The sequence below is a fragment of the Thermosynechococcus sp. M98_K2018_005 genome, from assembly GCF_015295825.1.
Classification (GTDB): Bacteria; Cyanobacteriota; Cyanobacteriia; order Thermosynechococcales; family Thermosynechococcaceae; genus Thermosynechococcus.
Map to the genome: position 1 here is coordinate 25,218 of NZ_DVEH01000010.1, position 15,360 is coordinate 40,577.

Consider the following 15,360-nt stretch of genomic DNA (forward strand, 5'->3'; position numbering starts at 1 on the left):
TTTGATATCTCTAATCTGAGAGATGAGGTACCCCAAAGCCACCACCACCAGGGGTACAAATGCGCAGGCGATCGCCCGCTTGGACATTGATTGTGGCGGTTCCTGCTAAGGGATGGGGGATTTGGCCGAGTTTCAGCCATTGATTTTCACCAACTGCACCGCACTCACCACCCGCAAGGCCAAAAGGAGGGATTTTCCGCGACTGGCTGAGGAGGCTGACGGTCATGGGTTCCCGAAACTCAAGGACACGAATTGCCCCATCTCCCCCCGGTTGCCGTCCCTTGCCCCCGCTGCCCCGGCGACGGCAAAACTGCCAAACAATCACAGGGTAGCGGTTTTCGAGCACTTCGACATCAGTGAGCCGAGAGTTGGTCATGTGGGTTTGGACGGTACTGGCTCCGGCAAAGGTGGCTCCTGCCCCAGCGCCGCCACAGATGGTTTCGTAGTATTGATAGCGATCGCTGCCAAAGCTAAGGTTGTTCATCGTTCCCTGAGCCGCCGCCATAATGCCGAGGGCACCGTAGAGGGCATTGGTGAGGGTTTGCGAGGTTTCGACATTGCCAGCAACAACCGCCGCCGGAAACCGGGGGTTCAACAGTGAGCCTTCCGGCACCCGCAGTTCAATGGGACGCAAACAGCCCGCATTCAGGGGAATGTCCTCTTGCACGAGGGTTCGGAAGACGTACAGCACAGCCGCCTTGGTAATGGCAAGGGGAGCATTAAAATTGTCATTGGTTTGCTGGGAGGTGCCCTCAAAGTCGAGGCAGGCGGTGCCTTTGTTGCTATCAATGGTGATTTGCACCTGAATTTGGCTGCCGTTGTCCATCGCCACGCAAAAGCGACCCCCGTGGAGCGATCGCAGGCATTGGCGCACACACTCAGCGGCATTGGCTTGGCTAAATTCCATGTAGGCAGCAACAACCTCGCGACCATAGCGATCGCACAGCGTGATCAGTTCTTGTACCCCCCGCTGATTGGCGGCTATTTGGGCTTGCAGATCCGCCAGATTCTGCTCAGGATAGCGAGCCGGCCAAGGGGCTTGGGTCAACAGTTGGTAAATGGCCGCCTCTTGAAACTCCCCCCCATCCACCAGCAGCACATTATCGAAGAGGATTCCCTCTTGACGGACATCCGTACTATGGGCCGGCATTGATCCGGGACTTATCCCCCCAATGTCAGCATGGTGCCCCCGTGAGGCAACAAAGAAGGCGGGTTGCGCTTCCCCCTTGAGAAACACGGGGGTAATCACAGTAATATCCGGCAGGTGGGTGCCACCACGATAGGGGTTATTCGTGGCAAAAACTTGCCCCGCTCGGAGGGTGTGACCTTTCTCGGCCAGCAGTGCCTTGACACTTTCGCTCATTGACCCCAAATGAACCGGGATATGGGGGGCATTGGCCACTAGGTTGCCGGCGGCATCAAACAGAGCACAGGAAAAATCCAACCGTTCCTTAATATTGACCGAGGCACTGGTCTGCTGGAGCGTTACCCCCATCTGCTCAGCAATGGCGCGAAATAACTGCTGAAAAATCGCAAGCTGCACTGGATCGGCAACGGTGGCGGCCAGCTGCTTTGATGGTGCCGGCGATTCCTGAAGGGGATGCAGCCACAGCCCCCCTTGATCATCCACCTCTGCCTGCCAGCCCGCCTCAACCACATTGGTGCCCGTAGCATCTAAGATCAAGGCCACCCCTTCAATGACCTGATGGGCAGGAAGGCGATCTCGCTCATAGACCGGTGCTTTGTGCCATTGGCCTTTGCTATAAACCGAGACATGGGCAAGGGGCGTGAGTTCTGTGGCGGCATGGGGCATCGTGACCGCTGGAACTGATTGAACAGCAACGGCTTCAACCGCAATTTGACCGATGCGGAGCGATCGCCCCCGCACGTTAAACCCATAGCGATCGCGATGGGCTTGGGCAAATGCTGCTGCCATCCTTTCCAAATCTGCCCAGGGCACCCAGAGGACCGTATCTGTCCCCACATAACCTAAGCCAATGCGCACTTGACTTTGAATCTGCGGACGATCGACCCCTTGGGCAACAAGTTCAGCCATCGCTTGCTCTTTTAGCTGTTCAATTTGGCCTTGCAGCTCCGCCAGAACAGCGGGGGTTAGAGGTTGTTCAATCGTTTGCTCCTTGAGGACCCGCAGCTCCGCCTGACCAATGCCGTAGGCCGAGAGCACTCCCGCATAGGGATGGAGATACACCTGGGGCATGCCCAACACCTCGGCAATCAAACAGGCGTGTTGGCCGCCAGCACCGCCAAAACAGCAGAGGGTATAATCGCGCACATCGTGCCCCTGCTCTAGGGAAATTTTCTTAATTGCCTGTGCCATTGTATTTACGGCCACTTCAATGAAGCCAGCAGCCACATCGGCAACACTGCGGGCATCCCCGGTGCGCTCGTAGATCTCTTGGCGCAGTCGAGCAAATTGCCGTTCCACTGTCTCGCGATCCAAGGGCTGTTGACCATTGGCGCCAAAAACAGCAGGGAAATAGGCGGGCTGAATTTTCCCCAAGAGGATATTGGCATCGGTCACCGTGAGAGGTCCGCCACGACGATAGGCGGCAGGTCCGGGATTAGCGCCTGCAGAGTCTGGCCCCACTTGGTAGCACCCCTTATCAAATCGCAAAATGGAGCCGCCGCCGGCAGCGACCGTATGCACGGCTAGGAGGGGCGATCGCAACCGCACACCGGCAATCGTTGTTTCTTGCCACCGCTCATACTCTGGCCAAGGGGCCTCAGGATTGTGACGATAGTGGCAGACATCCGTGGAGGTGCCCCCCATATCTAAACCAATCAGCCGCTCAATCCCTGCGGCTAAAGCAGTGCGCACCACCCCCACCATCCCCCCGGCGGGGCCTGAAAGCAGACTATCCTTACCGCGAAAGCAGTCGGCCGCCACCACACCGCCATTGGACTGCATACAGTAGAGGGGAATCTCCCCCAGTTCCCCCTGCACCCCCTGTAGATAGCGATGCAGCACTGGCGATAAATAGGCATCCACAACGGTCGTATCGCCCCGGCTCACCAGCTTGATCAGGCCACTCACCTCGTGGGACACCGACACTTGGCTAAAACCCATCTCCTTTGCCAAGGCTGCCACCTGTTGTTCATGGTCAGGGTAGCGGTAGCCATGCACGAACACAATGGCGCAACTGCGGATGCCTTGGTCATACACCGCTGCCAATTGTGGCTTCAGGGCTTCTAAATCAAGGGGGATGAGAATTTCCCCTTGGGCACTCACCCGTTCTTTAACTTCAATGACATGGCTGTAGAGGGGCGGCGGTTGCTGAATCCCTAAGGCAAACAGATCCAGACGGTTTTGGTAGCCAATGGCCAGAGCATCCCCAAAGCCATGGGTAATCAGGAGCACCGTTGGCTCACCTTTGCGTTCCAAAAGGGCATTGGTGGCTACCGTTGTCCCTAGTTTCACAATTTCAACGGCTGCACTGGGAATGGGGGCATTGGGTGCTAGCCCCATGAGGGTACGAATTCCCGCTACTGCCGCATCACGATACTGCTCTGGATTCTCTGAGAGCAGCTTGTGCACCACTATTTGACCATCGGGACGGCGGGCAACAATATCCGTAAATGTGCCCCCGCGATCGATCCAAAATTGCCATTGACCTTGGCTCCCACTGCTCATTGAGGATGATGCTATCAGCGTTGCCAGTAGTCGAGCACCTGCTTAATGGGAGATAGAGGGGTTGAGATCACCACTGGTGGGAATTCCCTGACCGTGAAAGCCATTAGCCGTTTCCCCTTGGAGCCGTTGATGATGCTGGTGAATCAGTTGAATGGTACGGCTGACTTCCGCTGGAAAAATCACCACTAGGGAGCCTTGGGGAGCGCGATCAAGGGCAAATTGAATGGCCGCCACCTCGTCATGGATGATGTCGTATTGCCGTTGGACACTGTGGTGATGTACGCCCCGTTCAATCCAATGGGCAGCGTCGCCGCGAGGTCGGCCCCGAGTATCATCATCTTCTTTAATGATGATCCAATCAAAGATTTTCGCCGAGAGTTCACCCAGTTGTTCTAAGTCTTGATCACGGCGATCGCCCGGTCCGCCAACGACACCAATGCGCTGCCCCGGCCATTTTTGGACAAATTCACCAATAGCCTCATACCCTGCTGGATTGTGGGCGTAGTCCACTAAGACACTAAATTGCCCCAAATCAAAGAGGTTCATCCGTCCGGGGGTTTGTTCCACCGAGGTTCGGAAGGTGGTCAAGGCGGCGCGAATATGCTCAATACTGATGCCTTGGGCAAAGGCGGCTAGACTGGCAGCGAGGGCATTGGCAATCATAAAGCTAGCTCGACCGCCCAAGGTAATGGGCACATTTTCTGCCTGCTCAATCCGTAGCGTCCAGTCCCCTTTCAAAATTGAGAGATAGCCATTCTCATAAACGGCGGCGAGGCCCCCCTGCTGAATGTGCTGTCGAATAATCGGATTGTGGGGATTCATCGAGAAATAGGCCACTTGGGCTTTGACTTGGCGCGCCATTCCCGCCACTAGGGGGTCATCGGCATTCAAGACAGCATAGCCATTCGGCCAAGCGGATTCCACCACCACTGCCTTCAAGTCCGCCAACTGTTCAACGGTGTCAATATCGCCAAGGCCGAGGTGGTCAGCCTGTACATTGAGCACCACCCCGACATCACAGTGGTCAAAGCCCAAGCCGGAGCGGAGAATACCACCGCGCGCCGTTTCTAGGACAGCAATTTCAACCGTGGGGTCTTGCAGGATCAGTTGGGCACTTTGAGGCCCCGTGGTATCCCCTTTTTCCACCAGATAGTCACCTATGTAGATGCCGTCTGTGGTGGTGTAGCCAACGGTTTGCCCCGTTTGTTTGCAGATATGGGCAATGAGGCGGGTGGTGGTGGTTTTACCATTCGTGCCCGTAATCGCAAAGATCGGGATGCGGCAAGGCGTTCCCGGTGGAAAGAGCATATTCAACACCGGTTCGGCGACATTGCGGGCAATCCCTTGGCTGGGGTTCGTGTGCATGCGAAAGCCGGGAGCAGCATTGACCTCGACAATCACACCGCCAACTTTAGACAGGGGCTGGCTAATATCGGGGCTGACAACGTCAATCCCTGCGATATCGAGGCCAATGATCCGAGCTGCCCGCTGGCAAATCCAAACATTTTCGGGATGAATTTCATCGGTGCGATCAACGGCAATGCCGCCGGTGCTCAGGTTCGCCGTGGCGCGTAGATAACAAATTTCCCCCGGTTGCAAGACCGTATTTAGGGTATAGCCCTGTTTTTCCAAGAGTGTCCAAGTGTCGTGATTCACCTCAATGCGGGTGAGGATATTATCGTGACCCTCCCCCCGCTGCGGGTCTTGGTTGGTTTTCTCAATGAGTTCTTCGATAGTGGAGCGGCCATCGCCAATGACATGGGCGGGTACCCGTTCAGCAACAGCGACCACTTTGCCATTGACCACTAGAACCCGAAAGTCGCGACCCGCATGGTAGCGTTCCACAATCACTGATTTGGAGACACTGCTGGCAATTTCAAAGGCTTCTTCAGCTTCTTCTAAACTATTGATGTCAATCGTAATCCCCCGACCGTGGTTGCCGTTAAGGGGCTTAATGACAATCGGGTAGCCACCGATGTCCTCAATGGCTTCGGGGAGGTCTTCAATGTAGCGGACAACAGTTCCCTTGGGTACGGGAATGCCCGCATCCTGAAGGAGTCGCTTTGCCCCTTCTTTGTCCCCTGCCAGCTCAACGGCTAGGATGCCACTGCGATCACTCAAGGTGGCCTGCATGCGATGACTGCGGGCACCATAACCCAATTGAATAATTGAGCGACTGCTCAACTCAAACCAGGGAATATTACGGGCTTCTGCCTCGCGGACAATCGCTTCCGTACTCGGGCCTAGGGAGGCTTTGGCTTTCAACTCGCGGAGATCGGCGAGATCCTGATCTAGCTCGCGCTGGGGATAGGTGCCCGTATCAATAATGCTCTGGCACAGTCGTACCGCTGCGCGGCCGGCATAGCGACCGGCTTCTTCCACTTGGTATTCATAGACCACTTGATACACCCCCGGCGTTGAGGTCTCGCGGGTGCGGCCAAAACCAACGGGCATGCCTGCTAGTTCTTGCAGTTCGAGGGCGATATGCTCAACCACATGACCAAGGTAGGTGCCTTCGCGAAGGCGAGTGAGAAAGCCCCCTTCGTGGCCAAGGGAACAGAAATGATTGTAGAGACTGGGTAAAACCCGCACCAACCCATCCACAAAGCCGGGAATCTGATTGGAGGGGGTGTTAGCCACCTCTTCTAGATCTAAACGCATGACAATCAGCTTATGACGCCGAATGCTCCAGTAATTGGGACCCCGCAGCGTTTGCAATTTGAGAATCTTCATAGAAGAGTGGCTTTTTAAGGACAACTTACCATTTTTAGTTTTGAGGTGAGTGACGCAATAAACTGTATCTTAAGCAACACTTTCCTGAAAACTTAATTTAGGGGAGGCAAAATACATTTGTGCTGTACCTGATGGGTGCGGAGGTTGTAGCAGTCACCATCGCTGAGGATATGTAAGCGCAAGTTGTAGATACTCAAGGGTTCGTTAACATCCACGTGGGCATAGTTCGTGTAGCTGACATCCCGAGGATCAACAATGGTGACAGAGCCACGACCAAGAACCCGCAGCATGCCATCGGCTTCAAACATGGCACAGGTATCTTCATCAATGCCGACCCCTAGCTTGTCTGGGTGAGCAGAAATGGCGCTGATCAGGCGCGCGAGGCGATTGCGATTGTGGAAGTGCTGATCCACTAAAACATCGGGAAGAATACCCAAGCCTGTGGCCAAATCTACTAGGGAGCGGTTTGGGGCTTCATTGCTGCCCCCACTGGCAATCATGCACTCACCCATGACAGCAGCACCGGCACTTGTCCCCCCAAGAATTGATGTGCCTTCCCAGACTTGATGGCGCAATTGGTATAGGAGAGGGGTTTCATCCAGCAGCGCCGACAAACGCAGTTGATCGCCCCCGGACATAAAAATGCCAGTACAGCGACTCAAGCGAGCTAGCATCTCTTCCTGTTCGGCATCGGCGCGATCGCCCACCAACAGAACGTCCACTTCGCGCACGCCAATTTCGCGGAAAATATCGTGGTAGAGCCGCCCCATGGCATCGGGTTCACGGGAAGCAGAGGGAATGACGCCAATGACGGCATCCACGCCGCCAGCACGTTGGCAGAAGGTGGTGAGAATTTGTCGCCCACGTACTTTGTCTTCCGCTCCCCCGATCGCCATCACTAAACCTTTGTGACCAGAATGTTGATTGGTCGTTTTGGAAATGGGGTCTAACTGCAACATAGGGCTACGGTGAATGAAACGTTCAATCGGCAGACAGAATCGATGCATTTGGCAAGGGCGATGCCAATACCCCCCTATTGACACGGGGATTCTATACAGCATAATGCCAGATTAGGGAAATTTTTTAAGTTTTGGTCAAGATTTGCACAAACGCTTGATGTTCGGGGGCGGCAATTCCCTGTTGGAGCACTCGCAAGACACTACCCAGATCATGGGCGAGTAATGCCTCAGGGGCGAGCCAAAGGCCGAGGAATTGGCGACTGCGAATCATCTCCTGAGCATCGGCAGCAAGTGGTTGGTATTCCCCTGCTTCAAGTGAGAACCAATGAATCTAGCGATCGTAGGTACACCAGACATTGTAGTTGGTGCATTCTGGACGCGCTGCAACGGCTCTAGCAATGGCAAAAAATGTCCCTTTGACCTTTTCTTGAGCAAGCATGTCGAGAACTTGGGGCGTGTAGGTCGGATCAGGGCCATCATCGCAGATGCGTTGATCGGGAATTTGCTCTGCCTCTAGGAGAATTGTCCAGCCTTCAGCGGAGTGAGCAACACGCACATAGCTGGCCTACGGAGCAAGGCGGAGCACTAATTCACAGGCGATCGCCTGAGGTGGAATCTCCCTGACCGTTGACTTCAGCGATCCCACCCTAACTGCGCTCCTAGAGCTAAAACAAATAACTATTAGCCCTACGGTAGCGATGATTCACAGCCACACCTTACCCCTTAGACCACATTCTCAAGCGGACTTGAAGTAGCAATCAACCAAAGCGACCACTGACGTAATCGGCGGTCTTCTGTTCTACAGGCTTCGTGAAGATGGACATGGTGTCGTTGTACTCAACGATTTCGCCCAAATACATAAAGGCTGTGAACTGGGAAATACGAATCGCCTGCTGCATGTTGTGGGTCACAATTAGAATGGTCACTTGATCCTTCAGTTCCACAATCAGGTTCTCAATGCTCACCGTGGCAATAGGATCCAATGCCGATGTTGGCTCGTCAAAGAGAATAATCGCCGGATCCGTGGCAAGGGCACGGGCAATACACAGGCGCTGTTGCTGACCCCCCGACAGAGCCGTTCCCGGTTCTTTGAGGCGGTCTTTGACCTCATCCCACAGTGCTGCACTACGGAGCGATCGCTCCACTACCTCATCAAGAATGGCACGGTTATTAATGCCGCGCACCCGCAACCCATAGGCAATGTTTTCGTAAATCGACTTCGGGAAGGGGTTGGGCTTTTGGAACACCATGCCAATCTGCATCCGCACCTCAATGGGATCCATCTGCAAGAGGTTACGGGGGTTTTCATCCCCCAGCCAGATTTCCCCTTCATAGCGGTTGCCAGGGTAGAGATCATGCATGCGGTTAAAGGAGCGCAGTAACGTTGTCTTCCCGCAACCCGATGGTCCAATCAGTGCCGTTACTTTCTTCTCATAGACCGGCAAATTGATATTTTTGAGGGCGAGCTTGCCACTGTAGTAAAAGTTCAAGTTCCGAACTTGTGCCATCTTTTTGAGTGGCTCGTTCTCGGTAGCCACCACCGAATCCGTAGGCTTTACCATTTGATGCTCTTCCTAAAACGATAACGAAGATAGATAGCCGTACCATTCACCGCCAGCGTCAACACCAGCAGAATAATCCCCGCTGCTGCTGCATTCACTTGAAAGGCCTCTTGGGGACGGGAGACCCAGTTAAACATCTGAATCGGCAGCACTGTAAACGGAGCCCAAATCCACTTAAACGAAATGTAGGGAAACTCGCTTTGAATCGGTGGCTCAGGCAAGAACGTGATAAACGTCAAAGCACCAATCGTGATTAGGGGCGCTGTCTCACCAATCGCACGGGAAATACCAACAATAATCCCCGTGAGGATCCCCCCCATTGAGTAGGGCAGCACATGATCAGCAATCATCTGCCAGCGACTTGAGCCAACGGCATAGGCGGCTTCCCGAATCCCTTGGGGAATGGCTCGCAATGACTCGCGGGTGGTCACAATCACCACAGGTAAAATCAGCAATGCCAGCGTGAACCCTGCTGTGAGAATACTTTCACCCCACTTGAGGATATAGACAAAGAAACCCAGCGCCAGCAGACCATAGATAATTGAGGGTACACCCGCCAGATTCGTGATATTGACCTCGATAAAATCAAGTAGCCAGTTTTTGGGGGCGTATTCTTCGAGGTAAATGCCCGCTGCAATACCCAAGGGAATCGCCACCACGGCCGTTACAAAAATCACCAACAGACTGCCGACCCATGCCGTGAGAATTCCTGCCTCCTCTGGATCGCTACTGGGAGGCGAAGTGAAAAATTTCCAGTTCAGCATCGGCAGACCCCGTAGGAAGAGGTCAGACACGAGAAAAACAAGGGTCAATAGGGCAACAAGGAGAGAAAACCACCCTAGGACGATAAAAAATTGTTCCCAACGCTTGCGATTTTGAATTGAGGCGGCGATCGCGATTGGGTTGCGGAGAGTATTAAGAATCTTTTGTTGGCTAGGCATCGCTAGTACACCTCACGATAACGGCGACTAAAGAAGTAGCCCGCCACATTCAGGATCAGCGTCGCAAAAAACAGCATGATCCCTGCGGCAAAAATCGACTGATACTCCAGTGATCCGTGGGGCAAGTCCCCCAAACTCACGGAGACAATGAAGGCGGTTGTGGTTGAAGCGCCCTCCAAGGGATTAAAGGTAAACTTAGGCTGTAATCCAGCTGCCACCGACACAATCATCGTTTCCCCAATGGCCCGTGACAGACCCAAAATATAGGCCGCCACAATCCCAGAGGCCGCAGCAGGCATCAGGACCTTGATCGCCGTTTGCAAACGAGTCGCCCCCATGGCATAGGAACCCTCCCGCAGTTGAACGGGAACTGCCTGCAATGCATCCTCTGTCAAGCTAGTAACATAGGGTAGCACCATCAGGCCAACCACAATCCCTGCCCCCAGCATGTTGAAGCCCGGCAGTTCGTAGTATTCCCAAGGTTCCTTGCCGGGGCTGAAAAACTGTTGTACGCCGAGAATGATTTTCTGGAGGAAGGGGGTGACCACCAAAAGGGCAAAGTATCCATAAACCACAGTGGGAATCCCTGCCAGAATCTCCAGAATCGGCTTAAGAAGTTCCCGTGCTTTAGCGGGTGCGAACTCACTGAGATAAATGGCCGCAATCGTACCAAGGGGAATCGCTACACAACTAGCCACAAAGCAGGTCGTGAATGTCCCAGAGAGCAAGGGCAAGATACCAATACTGATAGGCTCAATAAGCGGTGACCAGTCGGTGCTAGTAAAGAATTCCACCAAGGCCTCAAAAAGAGACTCTTGATGTATCTCCATCACCTTTTCAAAGAAAATCACTGTTTCAGCAAACAAGATATAGATAATAACAAGCGTGGTCACGACCGATGAGATCGCCGCCAAAAAGAGAATGCCCGCAATGATTCGCTCACGCCAAACCCTCACCTGACGGGATGGCAGAGCAACGGGTAGCTTTGTCGAGTAGGGTAGGGGCTGTTCTAGCATGGGTATTATTCCAGCGAGAGAAAAGCTTTAAGATTGATATAGCAGCATCAACGACCAAACGTTGACAAAATGGGAAAAAAGGGTGGAGGGCTGATACCTCACACCCTATCATTACAGCAAAATATCAACCTATTGGGGTTGCATTTTCAGCAGTTCATTAATCGTCAAGCCAATGGCCTCTTTGCCCCCAAAGACCGTACCCACACGGTTGCGGTTGAAGTTAGCCAGAATTGTACGGTAGGCCCTGGCGGGCAGAGCTACGTACTTCACCTTTTTCACTGTTGCAGGGGCATTGTTCAGATAGTAGGTGACAAACCGCCGTACTTCAGGCCGCTGCGCTGACTTCGCGTTGACATAGATAAAGATGGGACGGGAGAGGGGCTGGTATGTCCCATTCAGCACGTTTTGCTCAGAGGGTTGGACAGGGCCTTTGCCGTTGTCAATGGCGACAGCTCTGACCCGATTGCGGTTTTCCATGAAGTAGGCAAACCCAAAGTACCCTAGGGCACCGCGATCGCGAGATACCCCTTGCACCAGCACGTTGTCATCTTCACTCGCCGTGAAGTCTCTGCGGCTCACTTTGGCTTTACCGTTAATCGCTTCCGTGAAGTAGTCATAGGTGCCAGAGTCAGCACCAGGGCCAAAGAGCTTCAGAGGAATGTTGGGGAAACCTTCGCGCACTTGGCTCCAGTTGTTGATTTTGGAGTCTGGCCCCCAGATATTTTTCAGTTCGGCCACAGTTAGATTTCTTGCCCAATTGTTTTGGGGATTCACGACCACAGTTATGGCGTCATAGGCCACCGGTAGCTCGATGAAGGTGATGCCAGCGGCTCTACAATCTGCGATTTCTTTAGCCAAAATTGGGCGAGACGCATTGGAAATATCCGTTTCACCCCGGCAGAACTTCTTGAAGCCACCGCCTGTACCAGACACACCGACAGTTACACGAACTTTTCCCCCTTCGGCTTTTTGGAAGGCTTCAGCGATAGCTTCGGTAATGGGGAAAACGGTGCTGGAGCCATCAATGCGAATCGTGGGTGTCCCTTGGGAAAAAGCAGCAGGAATCAGGCTACCCGACAAAGCTGCGACGGCTGCAACTACCCCTAGGCGGGCATAGCTTTTTGCAGATGTAATCATGGTGATGTTTCCTAGCGGAGTAAACAACGTTTTGCAAGTAAAGTACCTTCGGGGTGATGGTTGCCCGCACATTGCAAAAAGGCAAACCGATCAAGCTTCCCTTCCGCCAGAATAAGCAACAGAACCAAGGGATTAGGTTAAGACAAGGGAAAAATTTGGTTAAAATTGCTACCGAATGTTAGGGTTCAGTCATATTGTTGAGAGGGGTAACAGGTTTGCCGTTGATCGCGTTACAAGAGTTTTTTCAGGCAATTTGTCAGGAGTGTCAGGAATGCCGTCGTTGACCTCTAAAACTTATCAGTGGCAGGGTCTTTCCTGCGCCTATCGCTTGAGTTCGGAAGAAGGGCAAACACCGATTCTTTTTATCCATCCAGTGGGGGTTGGCCTCTCTGGGCAGTTTTGGGATCGCTGTGTCACCTACTGGCAATCTCAAGGGGAAGGTTACTCATTTTACGTCCCTGACTTGCTGGGCTGTGGCCAGAGTGCCCTGCCTCATTTGGCCTACTATCCGGAAGATTGGGCGGCTCAGTTACATTTCTTCATCACATCTGAGATTCGCCAAGTGGTGATTCTTGTTGTCCAAGGGGCATTGTTTCCCGTGGCAATGGAGCTAGTGCACCTTGATCCCCAAGTAGTCAGGGCAATGATTCTCAGTGGCCCCCCTGCCGCCGCTTTAGTGTCTGAAAACACTGACCTCACATGGCAAAAGGTGCGTTGGAATCTCTTTGATTCCCCGTTGGGTTGGGGCTTTTATCTCTATGCCCGCCAAGAAAGTTTCCTGCGGCAGTTTTCAATCAATCAGCTTTTTGCCCAGCTTGAGGATGTGGATGATGAGTGGCTAAAAATGCTGGCTGCTGGTTGTGCTGACCTTGAGAGTCGCCATGCGGTGTATTCATTTCTGTCGGGCTTTTGGCGGCGGGACTATCGTCAGAAAATGCGGCAAACTGAGCAGTCAGTGCTTGTGGTGATGGGGAACCAAGCCTCTAGTATCAGTCGCGATGGTAGGGCTGAATCGCCTGAAGAACGGTTGCAGTTCTATACCAAGACATTTCCCAATGCTGAGGGAGTTGTGATTCCGGGGCGCAATGTCCTGCCCTATGAGTCAACCCCTACTTTTGTGGAGGCCTGTCAAGGGTTTCTGCGCGCCCAAGCCCTCTAGAGCCAGCCGCGTAGTTTATAAACAACGAGACCTTGGTATTCCCGTAGGGCAATGGTGGTGATGTCCACGTTGTAGGGATCGGGGATCAGACTGAGCAGTAGGTTTTGCCACGTGGGCGATCGCGCGATCGAGAGGTACCGATAGTCCGTCGGTGCTGGAATGACCTTCATTCCCAAACGGCGAAAAATGGCGACGGAGCGGGGCATGTGGTAGGCGGATGTCACCAGCAGCAGATCCCCCTGAATTTGATGCTTCTCAAGAAGCGCTTTGACATTCAGGGCATTTTCATAGGTATTCGGTGAGGTGGTGTCCAGCAGAATCTTGTCCGTCGGCACGCCGCAGGTGGTGGCAATTTCCGCCATATCTGCCGCCTCCCCCCGCTGAAAGGTTTCGCCCAACCAGTCAATGCGACCACCACTGAGGATGAGATAGGGGGCATAGCCTTGGCGAAAGAGGTGGGCACCGTAGAGGATGCGATCGCCCGCTTCCCTGACTTCTACCCAGGGCCTCGGTGCCGTTTGCGGGACAACAGCCCCACCGAGAACAACGATCGCAGCCGCTTTGGGCATGGGATCAGAGGGTAAATACTGCCGCTCTAGGGAAGCAATGAGAGCCGTTGCCACATAGTCATTACCGCTCAGGAGTAAAATGCTCAGGGCAATCACAAGGGCGATCGCGGCCTGTTTGGGGGCACGCCAAAAGCGAACAATGCTAAAAATCAATGCCCAACAGGCTAAGGGCAATGGATACAGCAATGGCGGCAGTAATTTCGACAGCAGCAGATCCATAGTCTTAGCGAATGCGCTCCATCTGGATGCGGTAGCGCTCTTTCTTCGTAACTTGAATGTCTTGAATCTGCAATCGCCCTTTGCCGCGAATGGCAATGAGGTCATTGACCTTAAGGAGATGCCGAGGTTGCTGCACGATGTGCCAATTCACCCGCACTAGCCCTTGGCTAATCCACTCACTCATTTTACTGCGGGAAACGCCAAACCCGGCTGAGGCCACAGCATCCAAGCGCAACGATGCCTCAACAGTACTGAGGGATTTCCGTTGGGGGGGCGCTACGGCCAGTTCTGACCAGTCACAGAGATCGACAGTCACCGCTACGGTCCGCACTTGTTTTAAGTGTTCTTGTAAAGTAGGGACTTTTTCAGGGATGAGAATGACCTGTGCCCCCCGTTCCCCAAGGAGAATCACATCCCCATAATCCCCGTCATCAAGACCGGCATTGGCGATCGCTCGCTCAAAATCACTGTAGGTGGCGGGATCAAAGAGAAAGTTGCCCGTTATCCGCACCAAAGCAAGGGGAGGTTGTTGCTGCTCAAGACTAAGTTCAGTGGGGGCGATCGCCAGCCGACAGCGTTCCGCTTGAGGGTACCCCCCCCAGGCGAGACCATGAACATCGGCTCGTTGCTCAAGGGTGCTGAGTGCCTGCACCGCCTGATCGGGGGACAAAAAGGGGGTATGCACCACCGACCAAGTTTTAATGGCTGTGTCAAGGGCTGTCCCTAGATCAAACATTTAGGCCTCAGGAAATTCCGGCAGTTCCAGCCATTGGGCTAAGTGGGCTTTCACCTGTTGGCAAAATTGGGGGCGATCGCCAAATTTCTCAGTGCGGATTGTTTTGCGCTGTGCATCCAATGTCCAGCCATAGTCACTGCTGAGGCGGATTTTCCCCTGCCAGTCGGCGATGGATAGCATAAGCTGTGGGGCGGGGCTATTGTCCACCCCCTTGACGCGAAAGACATAGTTAAAGGTGTTTTGCTTGCCAGCAGCAACCGTTGAAGCTTGACCAAACCGCTCCTGCAAGCGCGATCGCACCCGCTCCACAAATGCCGCATCCCCTAAATCTGCGAGGGTGCGCATGGCCAAGGTAAGGGCAAAATAAAATTCTTCGACAGGAATGAACTCCAGTTCCATGCAGCTTGCCAAGACTCTCTTCAAAATAGTACACTAGTAAGCTGTGTCTAAAATAGGGCAAGGCTATGCCAAAGCTAAAAACACGTCGTGCTGCTGCCAAACGATTTCGGAGGACGGGCAGTGGTAAGTTTGTCCGCCGCAAGGCCAACAAAAATCACTTACTCGAACATAAGGGGAGCGATCGCAAGAATCGTCTTTCCCACAAAGCCCTCGTCGATCCACGGGATTTTGAGCGAGTATCGCTGATGCTGCCCTACGCTTAATTGATAAATTTTCAG

Annotated in this window: 13 protein-coding genes and 1 pseudogene; 2 read left to right on the plus strand and 12 right to left on the minus strand. The window is 53.5% G+C overall.

Features of this window, described 5'->3' with window-relative positions:
• Positions 1-10: 10 nt before the first annotated feature.
• From IGQ15_RS01215 to IGQ15_RS01255, 9 genes and pseudogenes are all read right to left on the minus strand, one after another.
• Positions 11-3,652: a hydantoinase B/oxoprolinase family protein gene (locus IGQ15_RS01215; protein WP_297047860.1), complete on the minus strand. Its 3,642-nt coding sequence runs from the start codon at positions 3,650-3,652 to the stop codon at positions 11-13.
• 42 nt (positions 3,653-3,694) lie between these two features.
• A complete protein-coding gene (cphA, locus tag IGQ15_RS01220) occupies positions 3,695-6,385 on the minus strand; it encodes a cyanophycin synthetase (RefSeq protein ID WP_297047862.1) in 2,691 nt (896 codons plus the stop codon).
• A gap of 92 nt (positions 6,386-6,477) precedes the next feature.
• Complete coding sequence (locus tag IGQ15_RS01225) at positions 6,478-7,446, minus strand: cyanophycinase (RefSeq protein WP_297047864.1); 969 nt, start codon at positions 7,444-7,446, stop codon at positions 6,478-6,480.
• A gap of 22 nt (positions 7,447-7,468) precedes the next feature.
• Complete coding sequence (locus IGQ15_RS01230) at positions 7,469-7,615, minus strand: hypothetical protein (RefSeq protein WP_297047866.1); 147 nt, start codon at positions 7,613-7,615, stop codon at positions 7,469-7,471.
• 60 nt (positions 7,616-7,675) lie between these two features.
• Positions 7,676-7,825, minus strand: a pseudogene (locus tag IGQ15_RS01235) (polysaccharide deacetylase family protein); the annotation flags it as partial.
• 277 nt (positions 7,826-8,102) lie between these two features.
• A complete protein-coding gene (gene pstB, locus IGQ15_RS01240; RefSeq protein WP_297047870.1) occupies positions 8,103-8,906 on the minus strand; it encodes a phosphate ABC transporter ATP-binding protein PstB in 804 nt (267 codons plus the stop codon).
• Positions 8,900-9,847: a phosphate ABC transporter permease PstA gene (pstA, locus tag IGQ15_RS01245; RefSeq protein ID WP_297047871.1), complete on the minus strand. Its 948-nt coding sequence runs from the start codon at positions 9,845-9,847 to the stop codon at positions 8,900-8,902. The genes pstB and pstA overlap by 7 nt, the downstream gene beginning before the upstream one ends.
• A 2-nt stretch (positions 9,848-9,849) precedes the next feature.
• Positions 9,850-10,863 (minus strand): phosphate ABC transporter permease subunit PstC, encoded by a 1,014-nt coding sequence (gene pstC / locus IGQ15_RS01250; RefSeq protein ID WP_297047873.1) that lies wholly within the window; start codon positions 10,861-10,863, stop codon positions 9,850-9,852.
• Between the two features lie 129 nt (positions 10,864-10,992).
• Positions 10,993-12,000 (minus strand): PstS family phosphate ABC transporter substrate-binding protein, encoded by a 1,008-nt coding sequence (locus IGQ15_RS01255; protein ID WP_297047875.1) that lies wholly within the window; start codon positions 11,998-12,000, stop codon positions 10,993-10,995.
• A gap of 271 nt (positions 12,001-12,271) precedes the next feature.
• Between IGQ15_RS01255 and IGQ15_RS01260 the strand changes: the two genes are divergently transcribed.
• Positions 12,272-13,159 carry an alpha/beta hydrolase gene (locus IGQ15_RS01260; RefSeq protein ID WP_297047877.1) on the plus strand — a complete coding sequence of 296 codons (888 nt, stop codon included), beginning with the start codon at positions 12,272-12,274 and terminating at the stop codon, positions 13,157-13,159.
• Here IGQ15_RS01260 and IGQ15_RS01265 read toward each other — a convergent pair.
• The 3 genes from IGQ15_RS01265 to IGQ15_RS01275 are packed head-to-tail and all read right to left on the minus strand — an operon-like array spanning position 13,156 to position 15,082.
• The gene (locus tag IGQ15_RS01265; RefSeq protein WP_297047879.1) at positions 13,156-13,947 is read right to left on the minus strand and encodes a YdcF family protein; all 792 of its coding nucleotides are present in this window, start codon (positions 13,945-13,947) and stop codon (positions 13,156-13,158) included. The two genes, IGQ15_RS01260 and IGQ15_RS01265, sit on opposite strands and share 4 nt — an antisense overlap.
• Before the next feature lie 4 nt (positions 13,948-13,951).
• Entirely contained in the window at positions 13,952-14,683 is a 732-nt protein-coding gene (locus tag IGQ15_RS01270; protein ID WP_297047881.1) for a photosystem II S4 domain protein, read from the minus strand.
• Positions 14,684-15,082, minus strand: a complete 399-nt coding sequence (locus IGQ15_RS01275) for a hypothetical protein (protein WP_297047883.1) — start codon at positions 15,080-15,082, stop codon at positions 14,684-14,686. It abuts the gene before it with no gap.
• Positions 15,083-15,147: 65 nt separating this feature from the next.
• Here IGQ15_RS01275 and rpmI point away from each other — a divergent pair, with 65 nt between their 5' ends.
• A complete protein-coding gene (rpmI, locus tag IGQ15_RS01280; RefSeq protein ID WP_297047886.1) occupies positions 15,148-15,345 on the plus strand; it encodes a 50S ribosomal protein L35 in 198 nt (65 codons plus the stop codon).
• Positions 15,346-15,360 lie beyond the last annotated feature (15 nt).